The 23845-nt window shown below is 68.3% G+C and carries 23 protein-coding genes; 9 read left to right on the forward strand and 14 right to left on the reverse strand.

Annotation, left to right across the window (positions count from 1 at the left end):
* Window positions 1-3 precede the first annotated feature (3 nt).
* Window positions 4-276: a hypothetical protein gene (locus HCT51_RS11380; RefSeq protein WP_166874214.1), complete on the forward strand. Its 273-nt coding sequence runs from the start codon at window positions 4-6 to the stop codon at window positions 274-276.
* A 65-nt stretch (window positions 277-341) separates the two neighbouring features.
* Here the strand turns inward: HCT51_RS11380 and HCT51_RS11385 are convergent, their stop codons facing one another.
* Complete coding sequence (locus HCT51_RS11385; protein ID WP_224760461.1) at window positions 342-1058, reverse strand: ferritin-like fold-containing protein; 717 nt, start codon at window positions 1056-1058, stop codon at window positions 342-344.
* Between the two features lie 86 nt (window positions 1059-1144).
* Between HCT51_RS11385 and HCT51_RS11390 the strand changes: the two genes are divergently transcribed.
* Window positions 1145-2581, forward strand: coding sequence for a DEAD/DEAH box helicase (locus tag HCT51_RS11390; RefSeq protein ID WP_166874217.1), 1437 nt, complete (start codon window positions 1145-1147; stop codon window positions 2579-2581).
* Window positions 2582-2708: 127 nt separating this feature from the next.
* On the opposite strand, the gene HCT51_RS11395 is transcribed toward HCT51_RS11390, so the two are convergent.
* On the reverse strand, window positions 2709-3575 hold the full coding sequence (locus HCT51_RS11395) for a PHP domain-containing protein (protein ID WP_166874220.1): 867 nt from the start codon (window positions 3573-3575) through the stop codon (window positions 2709-2711).
* Between the two features lie 66 nt (window positions 3576-3641).
* On the opposite strand from HCT51_RS11395, the gene HCT51_RS11400 reads away from it, so the two are divergent.
* On the forward strand, window positions 3642-4655 hold the full coding sequence (locus tag HCT51_RS11400) for an endonuclease/exonuclease/phosphatase family protein (protein ID WP_166874223.1): 1014 nt from the start codon (window positions 3642-3644) through the stop codon (window positions 4653-4655).
* Window positions 4656-4666: 11 nt separating this feature from the next.
* On the forward strand, window positions 4667-6160 hold the full coding sequence (locus tag HCT51_RS11405) for an aminopeptidase P family protein (RefSeq protein ID WP_166874226.1): 1494 nt from the start codon (window positions 4667-4669) through the stop codon (window positions 6158-6160).
* A 6-nt stretch (window positions 6161-6166) separates the two neighbouring features.
* Here the strand turns inward: HCT51_RS11405 and HCT51_RS11410 are convergent, their stop codons facing one another.
* Window positions 6167-6664: a YflT domain-containing protein gene (locus HCT51_RS11410; protein WP_166874229.1), complete on the reverse strand. Its 498-nt coding sequence runs from the start codon at window positions 6662-6664 to the stop codon at window positions 6167-6169.
* 97 nt (window positions 6665-6761) lie between these two features.
* Between HCT51_RS11410 and HCT51_RS11415 the strand changes: the two genes are divergently transcribed.
* From HCT51_RS11415 to HCT51_RS11425, 3 genes are read left to right on the forward strand one after another with little or no spacing between them, the layout of a single operon-like run.
* Window positions 6762-8072 carry a magnesium transporter MgtE N-terminal domain-containing protein gene (locus HCT51_RS11415; RefSeq protein WP_166874232.1) on the forward strand — a complete coding sequence of 437 codons (1311 nt, stop codon included), beginning with the start codon at window positions 6762-6764 and terminating at the stop codon, window positions 8070-8072.
* A complete protein-coding gene (locus HCT51_RS11420) occupies window positions 8056-8568 on the forward strand; it encodes a DUF1003 domain-containing protein (RefSeq protein WP_370626819.1) in 513 nt (170 codons plus the stop codon). Before HCT51_RS11415 ends, HCT51_RS11420 begins: the two co-directional genes overlap by 17 nt.
* Entirely contained in the window at window positions 8561-9667 is a 1107-nt protein-coding gene (locus HCT51_RS11425) for an Mrp/NBP35 family ATP-binding protein (protein WP_166874235.1), read from the forward strand. Before HCT51_RS11420 ends, HCT51_RS11425 begins: the two co-directional genes overlap by 8 nt.
* A gap of 263 nt (window positions 9668-9930) precedes the next feature.
* On the opposite strand, the gene HCT51_RS11430 is transcribed toward HCT51_RS11425, so the two are convergent.
* Window positions 9931-10320, reverse strand: coding sequence for a sec-independent translocase (locus tag HCT51_RS11430; protein WP_166874238.1), 390 nt, complete (start codon window positions 10318-10320; stop codon window positions 9931-9933).
* Window positions 10321-10385: 65 nt separating this feature from the next.
* On the opposite strand from HCT51_RS11430, the gene HCT51_RS11435 reads away from it, so the two are divergent.
* Window positions 10386-11018: an O-methyltransferase gene (locus HCT51_RS11435; RefSeq protein ID WP_166874241.1), complete on the forward strand. Its 633-nt coding sequence runs from the start codon at window positions 10386-10388 to the stop codon at window positions 11016-11018.
* A gap of 100 nt (window positions 11019-11118) precedes the next feature.
* Here HCT51_RS11435 and HCT51_RS11440 read toward each other — a convergent pair whose 3' ends face one another.
* The 3 genes from HCT51_RS11440 to dapE are packed head-to-tail and all read right to left on the reverse strand — an operon-like array spanning window position 11119 to window position 13609.
* Window positions 11119-11289 carry a DUF3117 domain-containing protein gene (locus tag HCT51_RS11440; protein ID WP_166874244.1) on the reverse strand — a complete coding sequence of 57 codons (171 nt, stop codon included), beginning with the start codon at window positions 11287-11289 and terminating at the stop codon, window positions 11119-11121.
* Between the two features lie 59 nt (window positions 11290-11348).
* Window positions 11349-12539, reverse strand: coding sequence for a mannosyltransferase family protein (locus HCT51_RS11445; RefSeq protein WP_224760462.1), 1191 nt, complete (start codon window positions 12537-12539; stop codon window positions 11349-11351).
* Window positions 12521-13609 (reverse strand): succinyl-diaminopimelate desuccinylase, encoded by a 1089-nt coding sequence (gene dapE, locus HCT51_RS11450; protein WP_166874651.1) that lies wholly within the window; start codon window positions 13607-13609, stop codon window positions 12521-12523. Before dapE ends, HCT51_RS11445 begins: the two co-directional genes overlap by 19 nt.
* A gap of 52 nt (window positions 13610-13661) precedes the next feature.
* On the opposite strand from dapE, the gene dapD reads away from it, so the two are divergent.
* Entirely contained in the window at window positions 13662-14606 is a 945-nt protein-coding gene (gene dapD / locus HCT51_RS11455; protein ID WP_166874248.1) for a 2,3,4,5-tetrahydropyridine-2,6-dicarboxylate N-succinyltransferase, read from the forward strand.
* Between the two features lie 627 nt (window positions 14607-15233).
* Here the strand turns inward: dapD and HCT51_RS11460 are convergent.
* The 7 genes from HCT51_RS11460 to HCT51_RS11490 all read right to left on the reverse strand — a co-directional run bounded on the left by HCT51_RS11460 (window position 15234) and on the right by HCT51_RS11490 (window position 23739).
* Complete coding sequence (locus tag HCT51_RS11460) at window positions 15234-16532, reverse strand: citrate synthase (protein WP_166874251.1); 1299 nt, start codon at window positions 16530-16532, stop codon at window positions 15234-15236.
* A gap of 61 nt (window positions 16533-16593) precedes the next feature.
* Window positions 16594-17694 (reverse strand): succinyldiaminopimelate transaminase, encoded by a 1101-nt coding sequence (gene dapC / locus HCT51_RS11465; protein WP_166874255.1) that lies wholly within the window; start codon window positions 17692-17694, stop codon window positions 16594-16596.
* Window positions 17694-18014, reverse strand: coding sequence for a ferredoxin (gene fdxA, locus HCT51_RS11470; RefSeq protein ID WP_166874258.1), 321 nt, complete (start codon window positions 18012-18014; stop codon window positions 17694-17696). The genes dapC and fdxA overlap by 1 nt, the downstream gene beginning before the upstream one ends.
* Window positions 18011-19282 (reverse strand): DUF6113 family protein, encoded by a 1272-nt coding sequence (locus HCT51_RS11475; protein ID WP_166874261.1) that lies wholly within the window; start codon window positions 19280-19282, stop codon window positions 18011-18013. Before HCT51_RS11475 ends, fdxA begins: the two co-directional genes overlap by 4 nt.
* A gap of 144 nt (window positions 19283-19426) precedes the next feature.
* Window positions 19427-19912 carry a hypothetical protein gene (locus tag HCT51_RS11480; RefSeq protein ID WP_166874264.1) on the reverse strand — a complete coding sequence of 162 codons (486 nt, stop codon included), beginning with the start codon at window positions 19910-19912 and terminating at the stop codon, window positions 19427-19429.
* Window positions 19913-21820 (reverse strand): translational GTPase TypA, encoded by a 1908-nt coding sequence (typA, locus tag HCT51_RS11485; protein ID WP_166874266.1) that lies wholly within the window; start codon window positions 21818-21820, stop codon window positions 19913-19915.
* Window positions 21821-21927: 107 nt separating this feature from the next.
* Complete coding sequence (locus HCT51_RS11490; RefSeq protein WP_166874269.1) at window positions 21928-23739, reverse strand: ABC transporter family substrate-binding protein; 1812 nt, start codon at window positions 23737-23739, stop codon at window positions 21928-21930.
* Window positions 23740-23845: the final 106 nt, after the last annotated feature.

The raw sequence follows: 23845 nt of genomic DNA on the forward strand, positions 1-23845 counted from the left end.
TTCGTGGCAGTGATTGTCGCGGCGCTCGGTCTCGGCATCCGCTACCTGGTGCCCGGTCATGAGACCTACGGCGTGTTGCTGCTGCCCGCGATCGCCACGGCGGTCGGCATGATCGTCTGGGTGGTGCTGCTCTGGACGGGCTTCACCTTCGACGGCGGCTGGATCTGGGTGTGGAGCATCCTCGCCTCGGTGCTCGCCTCGGTCGCGGTCGCCCTGGTGTTGCCGCGCCGGCGCAAGGCGGACGACGCCCAGCTGCGCGCATCCCTCGGTATCTGACCGTCGGTACCCGAGCCCGCGCGGTCTGAACCCGTGCGGTCCGAACCCGTGCGGTCGCCTCGAAGCTACGCGGTGAGGCCCAGCGCGTCCATCCGGCGCGTGTGTGCGGCGATCAGCTCGGTGAGCACCGGCTCGATCCGCGCCTCGTCGTTGTCTCGGTTGTCGGAGTGCACGAGCGAGGCGCGCGCCAGCAGCATGGCGTCACCGATCAGACGCCGACCCCACATGGCCAGCCGTGACGCCAACGCGGCGTCGGCCTCGATGGCTTCCCTCAGTTCCTCGAACAGGGCGTCCTGGGCCGACTTGCCCGACAGCGACTCGATCGCCCGTTCGGCGTCGTTTCCGCTGAGCCCACCGGCGAGGCCGATGAAGAAGTCGTCGAGGAACCCGATCGCCACGTAGGCGGTCATCAGTTTCTCGTGCCAGTCGTCACCCTGCACCCGAAGGCGGAAGTCGTCGATCCGCCCCGCGCTCTCGTTCATCAGCTCGGCGGCGGACTTGCCCCGGCGCTCGATCGCCTTCACCAGTTCGCGATGCTTGGTGAGCGAGCCCTGCGCGGCATTCGACAGCCGGGCCTTGGACGCGGTGGTCGGTGCGGCCAGCACGGTCTGGGCGACCAGCTCGAAGTTCGACAGCTGTAAATAGGCGACTTCAGCAAGGAATGGCAGGATGGCTGGTGCCAGTTCAGCGAGTTCCACTCGTGACGCCTTGGACACCGCCGATCGTGGCTTCACCGTGGGCGCGTCAACCAGGTCGCGCGCACGACGGAACCAATTCACCACGACGCCAGCATACGGCCCTGCCACGGGGCAGCCGTGTTGGCGGCTAAACTGAATTAGCTTTCCTCTATATACGACAGGCGCAATCTTTGACTTTCAGCGATCTCAACATCGACCAGGACATGGTCGACGCTCTCGCAGCGAAGGGGATCATCGAACCCTTCCCGATCCAGAGCCAGACCATCCCGCTCGCACTGAGCGGCCAAGACATCATCGGACAGGCCAAGACCGGCACGGGTAAGACCTTCGGGTTCGGCCTGCCGCTGATCCAGCGGCTCGGCCCGGACCCGGAACCTGGCGTGCAGGCGCTCGTCGTGGTCCCCACCCGCGAGCTCGCCGTCCAGGTCTCCGAAGACCTCGAGATCGCGACATCCAATCGCAACACCAGCGTGGTCGCCATCTACGGCGGCAAGGCCTATGAGGGCCAGGTTGCCCAGCTCAAGGCCGGCGCGCAGATCGTGGTCGGCACTCCCGGCCGTCTGCTCGACCTCGCCGGGCAGCGGCTGCTCAGCCTCGCCAACGTCAAGGTGATGGTGCTCGACGAGGCAGACAAGATGCTCGACCTCGGCTTCCTCTCCGACGTCGAGAAGCTGTTCGCGCAGACCTCGCCGACCCGGCACACCATGCTGTTCTCGGCGACGATGCCCGGCCCGGTTGTGGCCCTGGCGCGTCGGTTCATGAGCCGGCCGATCCACATCCGCGCCACTGACCCCGATGAGGGACTCACCCAGGCGAACATCGAGCACCTCGTCTACCGCGCGCACAACATGGACAAGGATGAGGTCATCTCCCGCATCCTGCAGGCCGACGGCCGCGGCAAGACCGTCATCTTCACCCGCACCAAGCGTGCGGCGGCGAAGCTCGTCGAGGAGCTCGGCGACCGTGGCTTCAACGCCACCTCCGTGCACGGCGACCTCAACCAGGAACAGCGCGAACGCGCCATGGCGGCGTTCAAGGCCGGTAAGAAGGACATCCTGATCGCTACGGATGTCGCGGCCCGCGGCATCGACGTGGATGACGTCACCCACGTGATCAACCACACCATCCCCGAAGACGAGAAGGCCTACCTGCACCGCGTGGGCCGCACCGGCCGCGCCGGCAAGACCGGCATCGCCGTGACCTTCGTGGACTGGGACGACCTGCACAAGTGGGCGCTCATCAACCGCGCCCTCGAGTTCGGCCAGCCGGAGCCCACCGAGACCTACTCGTCGAGCCCGCACCTGTTCAGCGACCTCAACATTCCGACCAGCGCCAAGGGCCGGCTGAAGTCGACGCCCGCCGCGCCGCACGCCGAGCGCGAACCGCGGGAGTCGCGCGAGTCGCGGGAGCCTCGCGAGTCGAAGGACACCGCGCAGCGCAACCGCAGCCGAAGCCGCACCCGCACCGCTCCGGCCGCGGATGGCACGACGGCTCCCGAGCAGAAGCCGGCAGGCGCCGGAGCGCACGACGGCACCGGGCCCGCCCGTCGCCGTCGCACCCGTCGCCGTCCGAGCGCAGGGTCGACCACGCCGCCACCCGCCGCGTAGGCAGCAGACCGCGTAGCTAGCCGCCCGCACAGGCGGAAAAAGCACGGAGGGGAGGCCACAACCGCGAGGTTTTGGCCTCCCCTCCGCGCTTTCCCCTCGGCGCGTGCGATGCCGCAGCCGGCGCGAATTACCCGGCGAAGGGCTCCGACCCGCTCGCCAGGGCCAGGATGCGCTCCAGCTGGTCCGGCGCGGTGGTGTTCTCGCCCAGCCGGTTCGGTTTGCCGTCGGCGTGGTAGTCGCTTGATCCGGTGACGATCAGGTCGTAGGTCTCGGCGTAGCGGCGCAACACGGCCTTGCCGGCCTCCGTGTTCTCCCGGTGTCCGATCTCGAGGCCGGCGAGTCCCGCGGCGATCAGCTCCCGCAGCTCGGCTTCCGGCACGACGGCCCGCTGGCCGCCGGTGCCGGGATGCGCCAGCACGGCCACTCCCCCGGCCTCGGTGATCATCCGGATGCCGGCGAGCGGGCTGGGAGCATAGTGCGGCTCGTAGTATCCGCTCTTCCAGTGCAGCATGCTGGCGAAGGCGGCACTACGGTTCGGGGCGTGTCCGCGCGCCACCAGCGCGTCGGCGATGTGCGGGCGCCCGATCGTCGCCCCCTCGGTTGACTGCGCGAGCACATCGTCCCAGGTGAGCTCGAAGTCGGCCGAGAGGCGCTGCACGATGCGTTCCGCGCGGTGCAGCCGGCCACTGCGAATCCGGGCCGTCTCGGCGATCAACGCCGCATTGGCGGGATCGAATAGGTAGCCGAGCACGTGCACGCTCGCGAACTGCACGCGGGTGCTGAGCTCCATGCCGGGAATCACCATCAGACCGGTTCCGGATGCCGCGCTCCTGGCCTCCTCCCACCCGGCCGTGGAGTCGTGGTCGGTCAACGCCACCGTGTCCAGCCCCGCGGCCAGCGCCGAGCGGATCAACTGGGTGGGAGTCTCGGTGCCATCCGACACGCTGCTGTGCGTGTGCAGGTCAATTGACCGGGAATGTGCGGAGGACGGCATGCACCCATCGTATTGGCGGTGCGCTGTGACCGGTTGTGCAGGCGATCCGGTTATGCTCTGGGGGCCATGTTCGCCCGCATCCTCTCCGCCGTGATCACCGTGGCGGTCGGGGTGCTGTTGCTGATCCTGGCCTGGCCGCAACTGTTCGACCTGGAACAGGCGCCGATCATCGCGCAGGTGGTGTCGTTGCGCAGCGTCTCGGTCGCCGCCGGAGCCATCGGCGCGCTGCTGCTGCTGGTGCTTTCGCTGGCCTTCCGACGCACCCGCCGCTTCTTCGGCACGCTCGCCACACTGTTCGTGGTGTTCTCACTGATCAGCGCCGTGGTGCTGGCCTCCCGCGGGTTCGGCAACCCGGCGCCGGATGACGCGCCCACCGACGTGACGGTGCTCGCCTGGAACACCCTCGGCGACGCCCCCGGCGCCGCGGCGATCGCCGACCTCGCGGTCGCGAACCAGGCCGATGTGATCGCGCTGCCGGAAACCACCAAGGACATGGGCGTCGAGGTTGCCAACCTGATGCGTGCCGCCGGCCGGCCGATGTGGGTGCACACGACCGCGTTCGACGACGAGCTGAAGGCGCAGTCCACCACGCTGCTGATCAGCCCTGACCTCGGCACCTACACGGTGCGGAAGGACATCGGCGACACTCGCGTGCTGCCCACGGTAGTGGCGACCCCCGACGATGGCAGCGGCCCGACCATCGCGTCGGTGCACCCGGTGTCGCCCATCCCGCAGCAGATGCGCAACTGGCGCGCCGACCTGCAGTGGCTCGCCGGGCTGTGCGCAACCGGCGACGGCAGCGTGATCCTCGCCGGCGACTTCAACGCGACCATCGACCACCTCACCGGGCTCGGGGTAGATGGCGCCACCCTCGGCGCCTGCACCGACGCGGCCGCCGCCACCGGCAACGGCGCGGTCGGCACCTGGCCCACCATGTTCCCGGCGCTGGTCGGCGCCCCGATCGACCACGTCATGGCCACCGCAGACTGGGTGGCGACCGGGGTGCGGGTGATCGACACCCACGACGACTTCGGCAGCGACCACCGTCCGCTGGTCGTCAAGCTTCAGCAGGCAGGGTAGAAGATAGAGGTATGGCTGATTCCACTACCGAGGCTCCCCCCGCAACGTCAAACCGTTCGACCACTCCCGCGTCCGACACCTTCAAGCACTACATCTCTGACGGATGGGCGGAACAGGCCCCGGCGCGGGTGTCGCCGCGCCAGCAGGCCGCGTACGCGGCCACCCGTCGCGCGAGCCTCTCGGCACAGTTCCCCGGCAAGACCCTGATCATCCCGGCAGGCGCAGCGAAGCAGCGCTCGAACGACACCGACTACGCCTACCGCGCGCACTCCGCGTTCAGCCACCTCACCGGCTGGGCCTCCGACACCGTGCCCGGCGCGGTACTGGTGCTGCAGCCGACCGCGAACGGCCACGAGGCCACCCTGTACTTCCGGGAAAGCGCCGGCCGCGACTCCGACGAGTTCTACGCCAACTCCGACATCGGCGAGTTCTGGACCGGCCCCCGCCCCTCGCTCGCCCACGTGGCCACCGAGCTGGGCCTCGCGACCACCAACCTCGCCGACTTCACCGCCGTGCTCGAGCACCTCGACGCGCACACCCTGGTGATCCGGGAAGCCGACACCGCCATCACCGAGCACATCGACGGCCGCCGGCTGCTCGCCGCCGATCCCAGTGACATCTCCTCCCCCGAGACCGACGGCGACGACGAGCTCGCCCGCGCCACGAGCGAGCTGCGCCTGGTCAAGGACGACTACGAGATCGCCCAGATGCGCGACGCCGTCGCCGCGACCCAGCTCGGCTTCGACGACGTGCTGGCCGACCTGCCGCAGATCATCGCGCACCCGCGCGGCGAACGCCTGGTGGAGGGCACGTTCAACCGCCGCGCCCGCGCCGAGGGCAACACGGTCGGCTACGACACCATCGCCGCGTCCGGGCCGCACGCCTGCATCCTGCACTGGACCCGCAACGACGGCCCCGTCGTGCACGGCGACCTGGTGCTGCTTGACGCCGGTATCGAACTCGACAGCCTGTACACCGCAGACATCACCCGCACCTTCCCGGTGAACGGCACCTTCAGCGAGGTGCAGCGCAAGGTCTACGAGGCGGTCAGGGAGGCAGCGGATGCCGCACTCGCGATCGTTCGGCCCGGCATCCGGTTCCGTGACATCCACGCCGAGGCGATGAAGGTGATCGCCGCGAAGACCGCCGAGTGGGGCCTGCTGCCGGTGAGCGCCGAGGAGTCCCTCGAGCCGGATCACCAGTACCACCGCCGCTACATGGTGCACGGCACCAGCCACCACCTCGGCCTCGACGTGCACGACTGCGCCCAGGCGCGTCGCGAGATGTACCACGACGGCATCGTGGAAGCCGGCATGGTGTTCACCATCGAGCCTGGCCTGTACTTCCAGCCTGACGATCTCACCGTGCCGGTCGAAATGCGCGGCATCGGCGTGCGGATCGAAGACAACATCCTCGTCACCGAGACCGGCGCCGAGAACCTGTCGGCCGGCATCCCGCGCACCGCGGACGAGATCGAAGCCTGGCTGGCGGCATCCGCCCGGTAGGTCGGGCTAGTGCTTCGTGGGCTCGGGCCGCTCCAGGGCGGCCTGAGCCTTCGCGGTGAGGTTCGGGTCCACCAGGATCTGGTAGTTCGTGGCCAACACCTGGGTCATCGACGTGAAGTCACGCCGACGCCGGCTCACCGTGTAGGTGGCGAGGTTGAACAGCATCCCGAATCCGGCGCCGATCAGGGCGGCGGATGCCACGACCGCCAGGTTCGGCGTTGGCGTGAAGATGAACAGCAACAGTCCGAGGAACAAACCGAACCAAGCGCCGCTGGCGGCACCGGCCAAAGCGGCGCGTCCGTAGCTGAGTTTGCCGGTCACCCGTTCCACGGTCTTCAGGTCGTTGCCGATGATTGACAGCTTCTTCACCTCGAAGTCGGCCTTGGCGAGCCGGTCGACGATTTTCTGAGCTTCGACGTAGGTCTCGTAGGTGCCGAGCACATCCCCTCGCGGCAGGGACGGCGTGGTCGCTCCGCGGCGGGAAAACGGGCTCTGATTGGTCATTGACCTATTCTCGCACCACCCGCCCGGGATCCGCTGAACGGCGTCGCGGCCGCCCGGCCTCACCGAGTGTGTCGGGCAAACGGACTACCCTGTCACTGTGAGCGGCACCAGAGTTTTCGTCGCCCGATTGGCCGGGTGTTCCGTTTTCGACCCCGCGGGCGACCGGGTCGGCAAGGTGCGCGATGTGCTCGTGGTCTACCGCAAGAACGCCTCTCCCCGTGTGGTGGGTCTCATCGTCGAGGTGCCGGGCAAGCGTCGCGTGTTCATGTCGATCGGCAGGGTCACCAGCATTGGCTCCGGCCAGATCATCACCACCGGGCTGATCAACCTGCGCCGCTTCGAGCAGCGCGGCGGCGAGGTGCGAGTGATCGCCGAACTGCTCGGCCGGAGGGTGGCGCTTCGCGACGGCTCGGGCGAGGCAACCATCGAGGATGTCGCCATCGAACAACTCCCCTCGGGCGAATGGGATATCGCGCAGCTGTTCGTGCGCCGTCCGCGCACCAGCGGCGGGCCATTCGGCAAGGGACCGACGATGTTCGCCGACTGGACCGAGGTGCGCGAGGAGACTGCGACCGGTGAGTCGCAGAGCGCAGAACAGCTGATCGCCACCTACTCCGACCTGGTACCGGCCGACCTTGCGAACGCGCTGCTCGACCTGCCGGAGGAACGGCGCCACGAAGTCGCCGAGGAGCTATCAGACGACCGGCTCGCCGACGCCCTCGAGGAGATGCCGGAGACCGCCCAGGTCGCCATCCTGAACATGCTCGACGACAAGCGAGCCGCCGACGTGCTCGACCACATGCAACCGGATGACGCCGCCGACCTGCTCGCCCAGTTCTCCGACGAGCGCGGGGAGGTGCTGCTCGGTCTGATGGAGCCGGAAGAGGCGGAGGACGTGCGGATGCTGCTCTCCTACGACGCTGACACCGCCGGCGGTCTGATGACCACCGAGCCGATCATCGTGTCGGCCGACGCCACGGTCGCGGAGGCGCTGGCTTTGATCCAGCGGCACGAGCTGGCGCCGGCGCTCGGCGCGGCGGTCTGTGTCACCCTGCCGCCGTACGAGGCGCCCACCGGCCGGTTCCTCGGCATGGTGCACTTCCAGCGCCTGCTGCGCTACCCGCCGGGCGAGCGGGTGGGCACGCTGCTCGACCAGAGCCTGGAAGCGGTGCACACCAGCACGAGCGCCGCCGAGGTTTCCCGTCGACTGGCGACCTACGACCTGGTCTCCCTGCCCGTGGTGGACGATTCGCACCGGCTGGTCGGGGTGGTGACCATCGACGACGTGCTCGACTACCTGCTGCCAGACGACTGGCGCAGCGCTGACGACGAGCCCGGTCCGCGCCCCAGTAAACGACCACACCCCTCGGCACAGGGAAGGAGGACCGGCAGTGGCCCGTCACGATAACAACTCGCGCATGGAGTCCCCCAAGGGTCTCCGCACGCCGTTCATGGCGCGCTTCGGCGGACGCCGGGACCGGTTCGGCCGATTCACCGAGTCATTCGCTCGTGGCATGGGGACCCCGTGGTTCCTGATCGGCATGACGGTGTTCTGCGTGGTCTGGGTGACCTGGAACACGCTCGCGCCGACGGAAGCCCAATTCGACCCGCGGTTGCTCAACTTCACCCTGCTGACGCTCATCCTGTCGCTGCAGGCGTCGTACGCGGCCCCGCTGCTGCTGCTCGCGCAGAACCGCCAGGATGACCGTGACCGCGTGCAGATCGAGCAGGACCGCCAGCGCGCCGAGCGCAACCTGGCCGACACCGAGTACCTGGCCCGCGAGGTAGTGTCGCTGCGGCTTGCCGTGCGCGATCTCGCGTCGAAGGATTTCATCCGTGCCGAGCTGAAGGCACTGCTCGAGGAGCTCGACGAACGGGACAAGAAGGAAACGCCGGTTGACTAACGACGTTGAGGCGCGCATCCGCCAAGCCCTCACCCGCGTGCTTGACCCCGAGATCCGCAAACCGATCACCGAGCTCGACATGGTCGGCGACATCCGGGTGCAGGATGGCGCGGCATCCGTTGGAGTGATGTTGACGATCGTCGGATGCCCCGCCGCCGACACCATCGAACGTGACGTGCGACAGGCCACCGCCGCGGTGGCCGGCGTCAGCAGCGTCGACGTCGACGTGACCGTGATGACCAAGGGGCAGCGCGAGGCGCTGACCGCGAAGCTGCGCGGCGGCCGGCCGAAGACGCTGCAGTTCGGCCCGGACTCGCTCACCCGCATCTATGCGGTCACCAGCGGCAAGGGCGGGGTCGGCAAATCTACCCTCACCGCCAACCTCGCGGTGGCCCTCGCAGCCCGCGGGCTGGCGGTTGGGCTGGTGGACGCCGACGTGTTCGGCTTCTCGATCCCCGGCATCCTCGGCATCGAGGGCGCCAAGCCCACCCAGGTGAACGACATGATCCTGCCGCCGGTGGTGCACGGGGTGAAGGTGATCTCGATCGGCATGTTCGTCGACGGCTCCTCCACCGCGGTCGCCTGGCGCGGGCCGATGCTGCACCGCACCATCCAGCAGTTCCTCACCGACGTGTACTTCGGTGACCTCGACGTGCTGCTGCTCGACCTGCCGCCTGGCACCGGAGACATCGCGATCTCGATCGGGCAGCTGCTGCCGCAGGCCGAGGTGCTGGTCGTCACGACTCCTCAACCGGCGGCGGCGGATGTCGCGGAGCGTAGCGGCCTCGTCGCGCGGCAGACCGGGCAGAGCGTGCTCGGCGTGGTGGAGAACATGGCAGGGCTGACGCAGCCCGACGGCAGCGTCCTCGACCTGTTCGGCTCGGGCGGCGGCGCCGAGACCGCCCGCCGTCTGGACGTGCCGCTGCTAGCCTCTGTGCCGCTCAGCGTGGCGCTGCGCGCCGGTGGCGACGCGGGGGCGCCCATCGTGCTCGCCGACCCGTCAGATCCCGCCGCAGCGGCGATCAGCGCGGTCGCCGACGTGCTGGCCACCCGCGGCCGCAACCTCGCCGGGCGCAAGCTGGGCTTCAGCGTCAGCTGACGGCGGCGGCGCGACCGCGCGACCGCCGCGGCTGCGCGACCGCGCGACAGATGGTGGCCAGACTGTCGCGGCAGGCGTGCACAGAACGGCAGCGATTCGCGGTGACACGCCGCGTTTCACCGCCGTCGCACGGCGTGGCGTCGCGAAACGCTGCCGTTCTGCGCGGGCCAGGGTCTCGACAAGCTCGACCAACGGGCGTGCGCTCGACCAGCGGGCGTGAACCCGACCAACGGGCGCGAGCTCGACCGGCTGCGGCCTCCGGCCTAGGTGGCCTCGTCGTCGTATGGGGCGGGCTTGCCCTCCCGCAGGAACCGCTGCCGCTGCGCGTACGCCGACTCTCGGATGGTGGCGGCGGCGGGAGCGACCACCGCGGGCGCGGCCGTCGAGGTCGCAGGGCCGTCGTCATCCATCAGCGCCTCGCGCACGATGCGGCGCGGGTCGTACTGCCTCGGGTCGAGCTTCTTCCAGTCGACGTCGTCGAACTCCGGCCCCATCTCCTCACGCATGCGGTCCTTGGCGCCGTCGGCCATCCGTCGCAGCTGGCGAATCAGTTCGCCCAGCTTGCCTGCGTAATACGGCAGTCGTTCCGGCCCGAGCAGGAACACAGCGAGGATGCCCAGGATCAGCAGCTTCTCGAAGGTCAACCCAAACACCCGCCCAGAATAGCCGGGTTCGGTGGACGCCACCCTCTACCCTTGGAAGGAATGAGGAGTCGCCCGTGTCTGACAAAGAGTTGAACTGGAAGTTCGTCGAGGATCTCGTCGTCGAATCCCCCGAGATCGTGTCTGCGCGTCAGCATTCGCTTGAGCAGGGCATCGAGGCGATCTCACCGGCGACCGGCGCGCAGATCGCCGTGGTCGCGGCGGCGACGGCAGCCACCAACATCGTGGAAATCGGCACCGGACTCGGCGTCAGCGGCCTGTGGCTACTGAAGGGTGCCCCGGAAGCGGTGCTCACCTCGATCGACTCCGAGCTGGACTACCAGCAGACCGCACGTCGGGCCTTCGCGGAGGCCGGCATCCCCGCCGCCCGCACCCGGCTGATCACCGGCCGCGCCCGCGACGTGCTGCCGCGCATGAACGAGGGCTCGTACGACATCGTCTTCATCGACGCCGACCCGCAGTCGGTGATCGAGTACGTCGAGCACGGCCTGCGGCTGGCCCGCGTCGGCGGCACCGTGCTGGTCGCCCACGCGCTCTGGCGCGACCGGGTTGCCGACCCTGCCCAGCGCGATGACACCGTGGCAGACTTCCGCACCCTGCTCAGTGAGATCGCCGGCTCCCCCGCCGTGATCAGCGCGCTCTCCCCGGTCGGCGACGGACTGCTGCAGCTCACCAAGGTCGCCGACTAACCCGACCCAACGACAAAAGCCGGTGACCGCGAGCGTTGCTCGGGCCACCGGCTTGTCAGTCTTGCGTGAATCGCTGTTGACTCACACGCCGACGTGAAACCTAGCCGGCGATGACTCCGGCGAGTGCGTCATGGAGTTCCTTGGCCTCGGCATCGTTCACCGAGACAACGAGGCGGCCGCCACCTTCGAGCGGCACGCGCACGATAATCAGGCGACCCTCCTTGACAGCCTCCATTGGTCCGTCACCGGTCCGCGGTTTCATGGCTGCCATGTGTAGTCCCCTTTCGTTGGATACCTAATTCTATCGGCTATGAGTGCTGATCAGGTAAATCACGGCGGTGTCCAATCCGCGCCGTCCACCCACCAGGCGATGTGCACCCAGCCGATCTGGCCGGCGATAAACAGCAGCACCATGCCCGTCCGGTAGAGAACCGAGCGTGGCTGCGCGAGCGCGCCGAGCAGCGGGAACATCGGCATCAGCAACCGGAACGTGCTCGACTGCGGGAAGAACACCGCCAGCAGATACAGCGCGTAACTGAGAACCCACAGCCGCAGATCCACCCCGAGCCGGCGCACCCAGGGGCTCAGCATCACCAGGGTGAAGGCGATCAGCACGATCACCAGCAGCACCACCCCCAACGGGAACCCCAGCCACCAATTCGCCCCCTGAATCCACGCCGCGAACGGGATCAGGTGCTGGTAGCCGATGTACGGCGCCCGCCAGGCCAGCTCCGTATCGGTGTACGCGGTGAGTGAGCCGGTGACCATCCACGCCGCCACCAGCCAGACGAGGCCCATCACACCGCTGAAGATCGCCAGAATTCCGGATGTCGCCAGCTCACGTCTCGGGAACGGCTCGCTCTCTCGCCGCCACCAGCGGTATCCCCAGTGCAGCGCCAGGAACAGCGCGAAGGCCAGCCCGGTGGGACGGGTGAGAGACATCACGGCGACCACCGGGAACAGCCACAGGTACCGCCGCTGCAGCACCAAGTGCAGCGACAGCACGAGCAGCAGCAGCTGCAGCGACTCGGCGTACGCCACCTGCAAAATCGGCGACAACGGGGCGACGCAGAACAGCACCACCGAGAACAGCGCGGTGGAGTGGTTGTGCGACACCCGCAGCATCAGCTTGTAGAAGATCAGCGCGGCGCCCAGTGCGCTCAGCACCGAGACGGCCACCGCCACCACGTCGTATGGGGCTGCGGTCACCGCCATCAGCAGCCGCACCAGCGCTGGATAGACCGGCATGAACGCCCACGCGCTCTCGCCGACGTGTCCGTCGTCGGTGATCGGCAACTGGTCGGGGTAGCCCGACATCGCCACGATGTAGTACCAGTGGCTGTCCCAGAGCATCGCGAAGTCGAGGTAGTCGGGGCTCGCCGCCGTCCAGGCGTTCCGCGGCTGCTGGGCCGCGTAGAACAGGAGAATCGAGGTGGTGACCACGCGCGACAGCGCGAAGACGATGCCGACCTGCAGCCACCACGGGATTCTACGCAGCAGTCCTAAGCGCCGGTCAGCCACGCACGCAGGCCTTGCTCGCACGCAACGATCTGGTCGAGCGGCACTCGCTCGTCGTCGGCGTGAGCCTTCACCGGGTCGCCGGGCCCGTAGTTGACGGCGGGGATTCCGAGCGCAGAGAAGCGCGCGACATCCGTCCAGCCGTATTTCGGCTTCGCCTCGCCGCCCACGGCGCGCAGGAACTGCTGGGCAAGCTCCGCGTCGAGGCCCGGACGGGCGCCCTCGGCCTCGTCGATCACGGTCAGCTCGTACTCGGCGAACAGCTCGCGCACGTGCTCGATCGCCTCGGCGGCGGTGCGGCTGGGCGCGAACCGGTAGTTGACGGTGACCACGGCCTCGTCGGGGATCACGTTGCCGGCCACGCCGCCGGTGATGGCGACCGCGTTCAGGCCCTCACGGTAAACCAACCCCTCCACCTCCACCGAGCGCGGCTGGTAGGCGGCGAGCGTGGCGAGGATGGGCGCAACGTCGTGGATGGCGTTGTGACCCACCCAGGAGCGGGCGCTGTGCGCGCGAACCCCGGAGGTGCGCACCTCGATGCGCAGGTTGCCGTTGCAGCCGCCCTCGACGGCGGCGTTGCTCGGTTCGCCGAGGATCGCGAAGTCGCCGGAGAGTAGCTCCGGATGCACCCGCGCCAGCCGGCCGAGACCGTTCAGCTCCTCGGCCACCTCTTCGTGGTCGTACCAGATCCAGGTGATGTCGACGGTGGGGTTCACCAGTTCCGCCGCGAGCTTGAGCTGCACGCCGCATCCGGCCTTCATATCGGCCGTACCGCGACCCCACAGGTAATCGACGCCATCGATCGTCTCGAACCGGGTCGGCAGGTTGTTGTTCAGCGGCACGGTGTCGATGTGCCCGGCGATCAGCACACGCTGGGCGCGGCCGAGAGTGGTGCGGGCGACGATCGCGTCGCCGTCGCGTGTGACCTCGAGATGGTGCAGGCCCTGCAGCGCGGTCTCGATGGCGTCGGCGACGTGGCGCTCGTTGCCGGAGACTGACTCGATGTCGCACAGCTGACGGGTGATATCGACGGATGACGCGTACACGTCGAGTACGGGGAGGGTGGGGTCCATGATCGGCACTGGGCAAGTTTATCGACCCGGCACAGTCGATACCCTTGAAGGCATGACTGCACTTTCGGCCTGGGGCTACGGCCTCGCGACCATCGCCGCCAACGGCACCGTTCTCGACACCTGGTTCCCCTCCCCCCAACTCGGTTCCCGGCCGGCGGATGTCGACCCGTATATCGCTCCCGCCGAGTTCGAAGACCAGCTGATCGCCGATGAGCGGCGCAACGTGCGCGTGGACTTCGTCACCGTTGAGATCGACCTGTCCGCGCCCCCGGCGAACACTCCCGACGCCTATCTGCGCCTGCACCTGCTCAGCCACCTGCTGGTGACGCCGAATAGCATCAACCTCGACGGCATCTTTGGGCACCTGCCGATCGTGGTTTGGACGAACGCCGGACCGGTGCATCCGGATGACTTCGCGGCACGGCGCATGCAGCTGCAGCGCGCCGGGATCTCCACCGTGTCGATCGACAAGTTCCCGCGCCTGCTGGATTACGTCACCCCGGCCGGCGTGCGCGTCGGCGACGCCAACCGGGTGCGGCTGGGCGCGCACCTGGCGCCGGGCACCACGGTGATGCACGAGGGCTTCGTCAACTTCAACGCCGGCACCCTGGGCGCCTCCATGGTCGAGGGCCGCATCTCGCAGGGCGTCGTGGTCGGCAACGGCTCGGACATCGGCGGCGGCGCATCCATCATGGGCACGCTCTCCGGCGGCGGCACCGAGAAGGTCGTCATCGGTCAGCGGGCGCTGCTCGGCGCGAACTCTGGCATCGGCATCTCCATCGGCGACGACACCGTGGTGGAGGCGGGCCTGTACGTGACCGCGGGCACCAAGGTGTCGCTGATCGAGGACGGGGTCACCCCACACCGCACGGTGAAAGCGGTGGAGCTGAGCGGTGTTCCCGGGCTGCTGTTCCGCCGCAACTCGCTGACCGGCGCCGTCGAGGTGCTGTCGCGCTCGGGCCACGGCGTGGTGCTGAACGAGGCGCTGCACGCGTAGTCGGGGTGCGCGCTTCTGACGCGAGCGTGCGGAGCGCGAGGTGCGGCACCGGGTGGTGCGAGCGCCGGGCGGTGCGAGCGCCGGGCGGTGCGAGCGCCGCGGAAATGTACGAGCGCCGCTGCCGAAACCGCGGCGCTCAGCCGAAACTACGGCGCTCAGCAGGCGTGGAGGCGGCACTTCGCGTGAGCGCGCCGAAAACGGCCGAACGCTCCCGCCGCGGCGGGGTCGCTCGGCCGTTTTGGCAGCGTTCGCTGAAGGATGTCGCGGCCGCGGATGTCGCGAGCGGCGGGTTACGCGAACGCCAGGTCACGCGAGCGCTGGGTCACGCGAGCGCGAGCGCACGCGAACTTCTGGTCACGCGAGCATGCGGAGCGCGAGACGCCGCACCGGGTGGTGCGAGCGCCGCGGAAACGTACGAGCGCCGCCGCCGAAACCGCGGCGCTCGGCCGAAACTGCGGCGCTCAGCAGGCGTGGTCGCGGCACCTCGCGCGAGCGCGCCGAATACGGCCGAGCGCTCCCGCCGCGGCGGGGTCGCTCGGCCGTTTTGACAGCGTTCGGTGAAGGCTGTCGCGCGGCGGCTAGCGCGGCGCTAAAGTTGGGCTCGCGCCGCGCCTGTCGCACGGCGCCCTAGCGCTGCGTGGGCCAGTCGCGGGCCGGGGAGCCCGTGTAGAGCTGCTGCGGGCGGCCGATGCGGGTTGCCGTGTCGGCGTTGGCCTCACGCCAGTGCGCGATCCAGCCGGGCAGGCGGCCGATCGCGAACAGCACCGTGAACATGCGAGTCGGGAAGCCCATCGCCTTGTAGATGACCCCGGTGTAGAAGTCCACGTTGGGGTAGAGCTTGCGCTCGGCGAAGTAGTCGTCGGCCAGCGCCGCCTCTTCGAGCTGCATCGCGATATCGAGCAGCGGGTCCTTCACGCCGAGGTCGGCGAGCACCTCTTCGGCGCTCTCCTTCACCAGGGTGGCGCGCGGGTCGAAGTTCTTGTACACCCGGTGGCCGAAGCCCATCAGGCGCACGCCGTCTTCCTTGTTCTTGACGCGATCGATGAAGCGCTTGACGCCCTCACCGGAGTCGCGGATCTCGCCGAGCATATTCAGCACGGCCTCGTTCGCGCCACCGTGCAGCGGCCCGTATAGCGCGTTGATGCCCGCGGACACCGACGAGAACAGGTTCGCCTCGGTGGATCCGACCAGGCGCACGGTCGAGGTCGACGCGTTCTGCTCGTGGTCTTCGTGCAGGATCAGCAGGCGATCGAGCGCCTTGCTGACGACCGGGTTGATCTCGTACGGCTCGGCCATGGTGCCGAAGTTCAGCCGCAGGAAGTTGTCGACAAAGCTCAGAGAGTTATCGGGATACAGCAAGGCCTGGCCGAGGCTCTTCTTGTGCGCGTACGCGGCGATCACCGGCAGCTTGGCCAGCAGTCGGATGGTCGAGATCTCGATCTGCTCCGGGTCGTGCACGCTCAGTGAGTTCTCGTAGAACGTCGACAACGCCGACACGGCACTGGAGAGCACCGACATCGGGTGCGCGGTGTGAGGCAGGGCGTCGAAGAACCGCTTGAGGTCTTCGTGCAGCAGCGTGTGCCGACGGATCTTCTCGTCGAACCCGGCGAGTTCGTCGGCGGTGGGCAGCTCACCGTAGATCAGCAGCCAGGCCACCTCGAGGAATGTCGAGTTCTTCGCGACATCCTCGATCGCATACCCGCGGTAGCGCAGGATGCCCGCGTCGCCGTCGATATAGGTGATGGCGCTCTTCGTGGCGGCCGTGTTCACAAAACCCTGGTCAAGGGTGGTGAAGCCGGTCTGCTTCTTGAAGGTCGAAATATCGATGCTCGAGGAGCCGTCCACGCCCTTAACGATCGGGAACTCCGCAGTGCCCCCGGGAAAGTGAAGAGTGGCCTTCTGCGAGTCGTCAGCGAGTTCAGTCACGCGAATAGCCTATGTGAGGTCAGAGACAACTGTCGCATCCGCTAAAAGTCCGGCGTTTCGGTTAGAGCAAACCGCCAAGACGGGTGGCGGCTGCGCCGATCCGCTCGTCGCTGCTGGTCAGCGACAGCCGCACATGCTGCGACTCGTCGTCGCCATAGTAGACGCCGGGAGCACACAGGATGCCGACATCCGCCAGCCGTCCCACCGTCTCCCAGGCCGCACGACCCTCGGTCACCCACAGATAGAGGCCGGCCGTGCTCGCATCGACGCGGAAACCGGCGGACTCCAGGGCGGGCTTCAGGATGTCGCGGCGGGCACGGTAGCGCTCGCGCTGCACTCGCACGTGCTCGTCATCGCCCAGCGCGGCGACCATGGCCTGCTGCACCGGTGCGGGCGGCATCAGTCCGGCATGCTTGCGCACGCCCAGCAGTTGCTGGATCCGCGTGGAACAGCCGGCGACGAAACCGGCACGGTACCCGGCGAGGTTCGACTGCTTGCTGAGCGAGTAGACCGAGAGCACGTCGCGCCGGTCGCCGTCGAGCACCCGGTCGTCGAGGATCGACGGGGTCGGTTCGTTGCCATCCCAGTTGAGTTCGGCGTAGCACTCGTCGTTGACGATGATGGCGCCGAGCTGCCGGGCGCGGGCGACGGCGGCGCGCAGCTGCTCGATGCCGAGCACACTGCCGTCGGGGTTGCCCGGGCTGTTCAGCCAGACCAGCTTGGTGTTCGCGGGCCACGTCGCCGGGTCATCGGCCGGCACCGGGGTGGCCCGCGCCAGGGAGGCCCCGATCGCGTAGGTGGGGTACGCGGTGGCGGGGTAGACGATCGCGTCGCCCTCTTCGATGCCGAGCATCAGCGCCAGCGACGCGATGAGCTCCTTCGAGCCGATGGTGGGCAGCACGTGCCGCTGCTCCAGCCCGGTCACTCCCCGCCGGCGGGCGTACCAGTCGACGATGGCCTGGCGGAGGGCGGGGCTGCCGGCGGTCGCCGGGTAGGAGTGCGCGTCGGTGGCGTCGGCAAGAGCCGAGCGGATGACGTCGGGCGTCGGGTCAACCGGAGAGCCGACCGACAGGTCGACGATACCGTCGGCGTGCGCCCTGGCGCGCTCAGCAAACGGCGTCAGCGAATCCCACGGAAAATCGGGTAGGTCGAGCGCCCGCACTAGCCAGCCTGCGGGGGCAGTGCGGCAACGATGGGGTGGTCCTTGTGGATCTTGCCGACCTTGGCGGCGCCACCGGGCGAGCCGACCTCGTCGAAGAACTCGACATTGGCCTTGTAGTAGTCGGCCCACTGCTCGGGCAGGTCGTCCTCGTAGTAGATCGCTTCGACCGGGCAGACCGGCTCGCAGGCACCGCAGTCGACGCACTCGTCGGGGTGGATGTACAGCATCCGGTCGCCCTCGTAGATGCAGTCGACGGGGCATTCGTCGATGCAGGCGCGGTCCAACACATCAACACAGGGCAGGGCGATGACGTAGGTCACGGTGTTGCACGATCCTTTACTCGGGGAACGTCTTCCATCCTACTCACGCCCGGTGTTGCCCGGAGTCGCGGCCAGGCCAGCACGAAGAACGCGATCACGGCGGGTCCGAACGTCCACAGGTAACCCTCGATGGTGGCCGGGATCAGCACCGATCCGCCGGCGCCAGAGGTTGCCAGCAGCGCGACCGCGCCGAGCACCCCGAGCGCGCCGGCGGTGGCGACCACGCGACTGTCGGCGACGGCCCGCAGCCCGGCGAGCACCGCGGCGACCATCACCAGCGACAGGCTGATGCCGAGCGGCGGCATCGCCTGGTGCACGGCGGTGCCGAGTGCTCCGATGACCGCTCCCCCGATCAGGGCGGCGACGGATGCCGCCAGCAGCCCCGGCCAGCGCCGCGTCCGGGTGGGCGCCGCAGCAGTGGTGTTGCCGGTCGAGCCGCCGGCAAGGATCTGCCGGAAGTGCTCGGTGCGGGAGATCGGGAAGCGTTCGCCGTTGGAGAGAGTAAAGCCGTCGTCGTCGACGATGAGCTGGGTGCGGTGTGCGGCGAGTGCCGCGCGTTTGCGGTCGAGCACCGCGGTCACGTCGATCGCGATCGTGTGTGCGGGGATCGCGTGTGCGGGGATCGCGTCACGCACGGGTTCGGCGGCGAGGACGCCGTCGGCCGGATCACCGTCGGCGGGGACGACGTCGGCGGGGACGTCGTCCGGCATTCCGTTGCCGACCGGTTCAGCGACGAGGAAGCGGACTCCGGCGACCTCCGCGGCGAGCCGCGCCGCGCGGTGCGCGATGATGTGGTCGGGATGCCCGTAGCCACCGTTCTCGTTCTCGCTGATCACGAGGTCGGCGCGGATGTCGGACAGCACTGCCGCGACATCCGCCGTGACCTCGGTGAACGGTGCCGCGGACAGCGACGTCGGCGAGATCTCGGCTGCCGGCTCCGCCCCGTGCTCACCCCAGCGCATGCCGGAATCCTCGTAGCGGCGCGGCGGGAGGCCCCGCCAACGGGCTTGGGCATCACCGAGGAAACGGTGGTCGGTGACGCCGAGCGCGCGCATGGCCTCGGCCAGCTCGGCTTCCCGCGTCGCGGCCAGGTCGGGGCTGCCCTCGAGATGCCGCAGCTCGGCGGGGATCACCTCGCCGCGCTCACCCCTGGTGAGGGTTAGCACGGTGACCTCGTTGCCGGCGTCCACGAGGGTGGCGATGGTGCCGCCGGCAGAGATGGACTCGTCATCGGGGTGCGCGAACACGAAGAGAATGCGCTGGGCCACGCGCGATCATCCTCCTCTGCTGCGGCGATGCCGTGTTGCGCAACGTCTGTCGCGGCATCCGTTCGCCGATTGATCCAGTTTGTCGTGCTTGAGCCGCCGCGCGCTGGCTCAAGCACGACAAGGTGGCTCAAGCACCACTTGCTGCTAGCGGGGCGTGACCACGTAAGTGGCGACAACCGCCCCGGCATCCGTCGCGACGGTGAGCACCACGTTATGGTCCGCCGACGCGAAGTTGCCGAAGCCGCTGGTCGCGTCGGTGTCGATGCTGGAACCGGTGAAGCCGGCCTCTTCCAGCAACCGCTGTGCTTCGGCGAAGTCGCCGGCGGACGGTACCTCGACGCGGGCGACCCAGCCGGTGTTATCCGGGGCTGCGCCGCCGCCGAGCACCGTGCCCTCGACCAGCGGCACCTCGGCGGGGAAGCTGGCGGGGAGGGTGCCGTCCGTGGTCAGTTGCGCGCCACCGAGCGCTTCGGAGACGCGGCCTTCGACCTCGCCCTTCAGCTGCTCGACACTGTCACCGACGATTCCGCCGACGATGTTGTCGAGCGGCCCCTCGGTGCTGCAGCCGACCAGCGACCCGGCGATGCCCAGAGCGAGCACCGCCGCAACGATCGGACGGGTGACCCGCACCTAGGCGTCCTGCTTCTTCAGTCGTGACGTCTGGCGGGCACGCGCGTTCTGGTCGAGCTCCACCTTGCGGATGCGGATGATCGCGGGCGTCACCTCGACGCACTCGTCTTCACGGGCGAACTCGAGGCACTCCTCGAGCGACAACTGGCGAGACGGGGTCATCGCTTCGAACGTGTCGGAGGTGGACTGACGCATGTTGGTCAGCTTCTTCTCCTTGGTGATGTTCACGTCCATGTCGTCGGCGCGCGAGTTCTCGCCGATGACCATGCCCTCGTAGACCTCCTCGGTGGGGTTGACGAAGAACGTCATCCGCTCCTGCAGGGCGATGATCGCGAACGGGGTGACCACGCCGGAACGGTCAGCGACGATCGAGCCGTTGTTGCGGGTGTTGATGGTGCCCGACCACTCGTCGTAGCCGTGGAAGATCGTGTTGGCGATTCCGGTGCCGCGCGTGGTGGTGAGGAACTCGGTGCGGAAGCCGATCAGGCCGCGGGAGGGAACGATGAACTCCATCCGAACCCAGCCGGTGCCGTGGTTCGACATGCTCTCCATGCGGCCCTTGCGGGCGGCCAGCAGCTGGGTGATCGCGCCGAGGTACTCTTCCGGCGCGTCGATGGTGAGCTGCTCGAACGGCTCGTGGAGCTTGCCGTCGACCCGCTTGGTGACCACCTGCGGCTTGCCGACCGTGAGCTCGAAGCCTTCACGGCGCATCTGCTCGACGAGGATGGCGAGCGCCAGCTCACCGCGGCCCTGCACCTCCCAGGCATCCGGGCGTCCGATGTCGACGACCTTGAGCGAGACGTTGCCGACCAGCTCCTTGTCGAGGCGGTCCTTGACCATGCGCGCGGTGAGCTTGTGGCCCTTGACCTTGCCGACCAGCGGCGAGGTGTTGGTGCCGATCGTCATCGAGATCGCCGGGTCGTCGACCGTGATGGTCGGCAGCGGGCGAACGTCTTCCGGGTCGGCGAGGGTCTCACCGATGGTGATGTCGGCGAACCCGGCCACGGCCACGATGTCGCCAGGGCCAGCGGTCTCGGTCGGGTAGCGGTCGAGGGCCCTGGTGATGAACAGCTCGGTGACGCGCACGTTGTGCACGCTGCCGTCGTGCTTCACCCAGGCGACCGTCTGGCCCTTCTTGATGTTGCCCTGGAACACGCGAAGCAGCGCGAGCCGGCCGAGGAACGGCGAGGAGTCGAGGTTGGTGACCCAGGCCTGCAGCGGGTGCTCGTCGTCGTAGACGGGAGCCGGGATGTGCTTGAGGATCGCCTCGAACAGCGGCTCCAGGTCGGCGTTGTCAGGCAGCTCGCCGTTGGCAGGCTTGTTGGCGCTGGCAGCGCCGTTACGTCCGGAGGCGTACACCACGGGAACGTCGAGGATGGCATCGAGGTCGAGGTCGGGCACCTCGTCGGCCATGTCGCTGGCGAGTCCGAGCAGCAGGTCCTGGCTCTCGGCGACGACCTCGTCGATGCGGGCGTCGGGACGGTCGGTCTTGTTCACCAGCAGGATGACGGGAAGCTTGGCGGCAAGCGCCTTGCGCAGCACGAAGCGGGTCTGCGGCAGCGGCCCCTCGCTGGAGTCAACCAGCAGCACGACGCCGTCGACCATGCTCAGGCCGCGCTCGACCTCACCGCCGAAGTCGGCGTGACCGGGGGTGTCGATCACGTTGATGGTGATCGGCTTGTCGCCGGCGTGCAGTCCGTTGTACGAGACCGCCGTGTTCTTGGCGAGGATCGTGATGCCCTTTTCGCGCTCAAGCTCGTTGGAGTCCATGGAGCGTTCTTCGAGGTGCTCGTGGGCGCTGAACGAGTTGGTCTGCCGCAGCATGGCGTCGACGAGAGTGGTCTTGCCGTGGTCGACGTGAGCGACGATGGCGACGTTTCGAAGGTCTGAGCGGGTGGCCAATGCCATACGAGGTGGTCCTCAATTTATCTGGAGGGAAGGCGCGGGGATCCCCGCGACCCTCAATTCTACCGTCTCCAGCGGAACTGCTCGTTTATACCCGGTGAACAGTGCGCTCAGTTGCCCGCAGGCTGCCACTCCCAGACGTTCCAGAACACCCCGGGAGGCATCGGCGACGGCACGATTCCGTCAACCGACTCATCATGCGCCACCAGTTGCGGGTACTGGTACAGCGGCGCGCCGTAGCCGTCGGCCCACAACTGCTCGTCGATGGCCGCGAGCAGATCCTCCTGCTCAGCAGAGTCTCGGGAGATTGCCAGCTCCCCAAGCAGCCCGTCGACGGGTGCGCTGGCATAGAACGAGAAGTTGGTGGCGCCCTCGGTCGAGTGCAGGCGCGACGACAGACCGGTCACGCCCGAGTTGGTGGAGCGCCAGGCAAACAGTGCCGCGTCGTACGCGCCGGGGTCGCCAAGCATCTCCAGCCAGTTGGGGTCCGAGCAGTCGCTGACGACAAAACCGGCGGGGGCCGCGGCATCCCGGATCAACTGGAATTCCTGCACCCGTCTGGGGTTCGCCGGATCGAACAGCACGCACACCTCGGGCGCGGTGACGCCGGCCTCGGCGAGCAGTCGAGTTGCCGCCTTCACGTCGGGATCGGTGAACCCGGCTGACCCGTTCGAGTCGACGGCGTCCTGGTAGCCGGCGGAGCCGGGCATCAGCACGAACGAGTCCCGCGGCGCACCAGCGTCCGCGTCGGCTCCCGTGGCGACCAGTTCGTCGACGATCTGCTGTCGCGGCAGCACGGTGAGCAGCGCCTGGCGCACCAGCGGGTTCTCGATCGCCTGGTTGCGGCTGTTCGCGAACCGCAGGTCGAGGTGCTCGTACACCGCGTCGTGGCCGCCCGCGATCCGCACCCCGTCCGTGTCGTTCAGCACGCCCTGCAGCTCTCCGCTCGGTTGCGGCGTGATCACGTCCACGTCGCCGTTCGCGAGGCGCTGCACCGATTCCAGCGGGTTACCACCGCTGTGGATGTCGATGCGCTCGTACCGCGGACGGTGCTCGCCGCTGTACCGCTCGTTGACGGTGAGGCGGACCGGTTCGCCGTCCTGCGGTTCGTTCAGCGTGTACGGCCCGGATGTCACGAGTCTGTCGGGGTGAGCGCGCAACTCCTCGGCGGTGAATCCGCTGCTCCACATGCGAGAGATCGGGGCGAGGTCTGCCGTGCGGTCGACGATCGCGTCGATCATCCGCTGCTTCGAATCGGCAGCGCTGTCCTCGGCACCGCTCTCGAGCGTCAGAGCCGATTCCGCCACCACGTGGGCAGGCAGCCCCATCGAGAAGGCCAGTTCCCAGTCGGCGAAGTACTGGTCGTAGACCAGGGTGATTGACCGGCCGTCGTTGCCGATCTGCGGGGTCTGGCTGACGTGCTGAAGACCCGAGTTGAGCGCTCCGTCGAAGAACACGACGTCGGATGCCGCGTCGTCGCGGTACGCGCCCGTCGCGTCGTCGACGACGTCGTCATCGCTGAGCCCCGGAGTGTTGAGCGCGCCGGAGTTGGCCGCCCAGGAAAGCAGCAGGTCCGCGGCATCCACCGGTACGCCGTCCGACCAGGTGACGCCCTCGGCCACCGTGTAGCGCACGGCGAACGGCTCGTCGGCGACGACCTCGATCCGGCCGAACGACTCGTCGCGCACCAGGCTGGCGGTGTTGTCGTAGAAGGTGAAGTCGGCACCGGTCGCGTAGGCGACGGCGGTGTTCGTGGCGGTGTTGCCGTAGCCGGTGGCGTCGTTCAGCGAGGTGAACGGCGCGGCGAGTTCCACGCTGATCGATGATCCCTCAACGACCGAGTCTGGGCTGCATCCGCTCAGCAGGGCAAGTGCGCCGACGGTGACGGTGGCCAGCAGTGCAGCTCGTCTTCTTCCCGTCATGCGCACACCCGTCCGAACCACCCATCGAGACTAATCGCTCGGCGCCGGCATGAAGACCGCGCCAGCATGAAGACCGCGCCGGCCCGATGATCAGGCCGGCGCGGTA

It is taken from the genome of Salinibacterium sp. ZJ450 (genome assembly GCF_011751885.2).
GTDB lineage: Bacteria > Actinomycetota > Actinomycetes > Actinomycetales > Microbacteriaceae > Ruicaihuangia.

Bases quoted from the DNA above. Each gene is read 5' to 3' on its own strand.
- HCT51_RS11410 (WP_166874229.1), bottom strand. From the start codon at position 6,664: ATGACCAATCAGAGCCCGTTTTCCCGCCGCGGAGCGACCACGCCGTCC.
- HCT51_RS11405 (WP_166874226.1), top strand. From the start codon at position 4,667: ATGGCTGATTCCACTACCGAGGCTCCCCCCGCAACGTCAAACCGTTCG.
- HCT51_RS11440 (WP_166874244.1), bottom strand. From the start codon at position 11,289: ATGGCAGCCATGAAACCGCGGACCGGTGACGGACCAATGGAGGCTGTC.
- HCT51_RS11490 (WP_166874269.1), bottom strand. From the start codon at position 23,739: ATGACGGGAAGAAGACGAGCTGCACTGCTGGCCACCGTCACCGTCGGC.
- dapD (WP_166874248.1), top strand. From the start codon at position 13,662: ATGACTGCACTTTCGGCCTGGGGCTACGGCCTCGCGACCATCGCCGCC.
- HCT51_RS11395 (WP_166874220.1), bottom strand. From the start codon at position 3,575: ATGCCGTCCTCCGCACATTCCCGGTCAATTGACCTGCACACGCACAGC.
- typA (WP_166874266.1), bottom strand. From the start codon at position 21,820: ATGGCATTGGCCACCCGCTCAGACCTTCGAAACGTCGCCATCGTCGCT.
- HCT51_RS11400 (WP_166874223.1), top strand. From the start codon at position 3,642: ATGTTCGCCCGCATCCTCTCCGCCGTGATCACCGTGGCGGTCGGGGTG.
- dapE (WP_166874651.1), bottom strand. From the start codon at position 13,609: ATGGACCCCACCCTCCCCGTACTCGACGTGTACGCGTCATCCGTCGAT.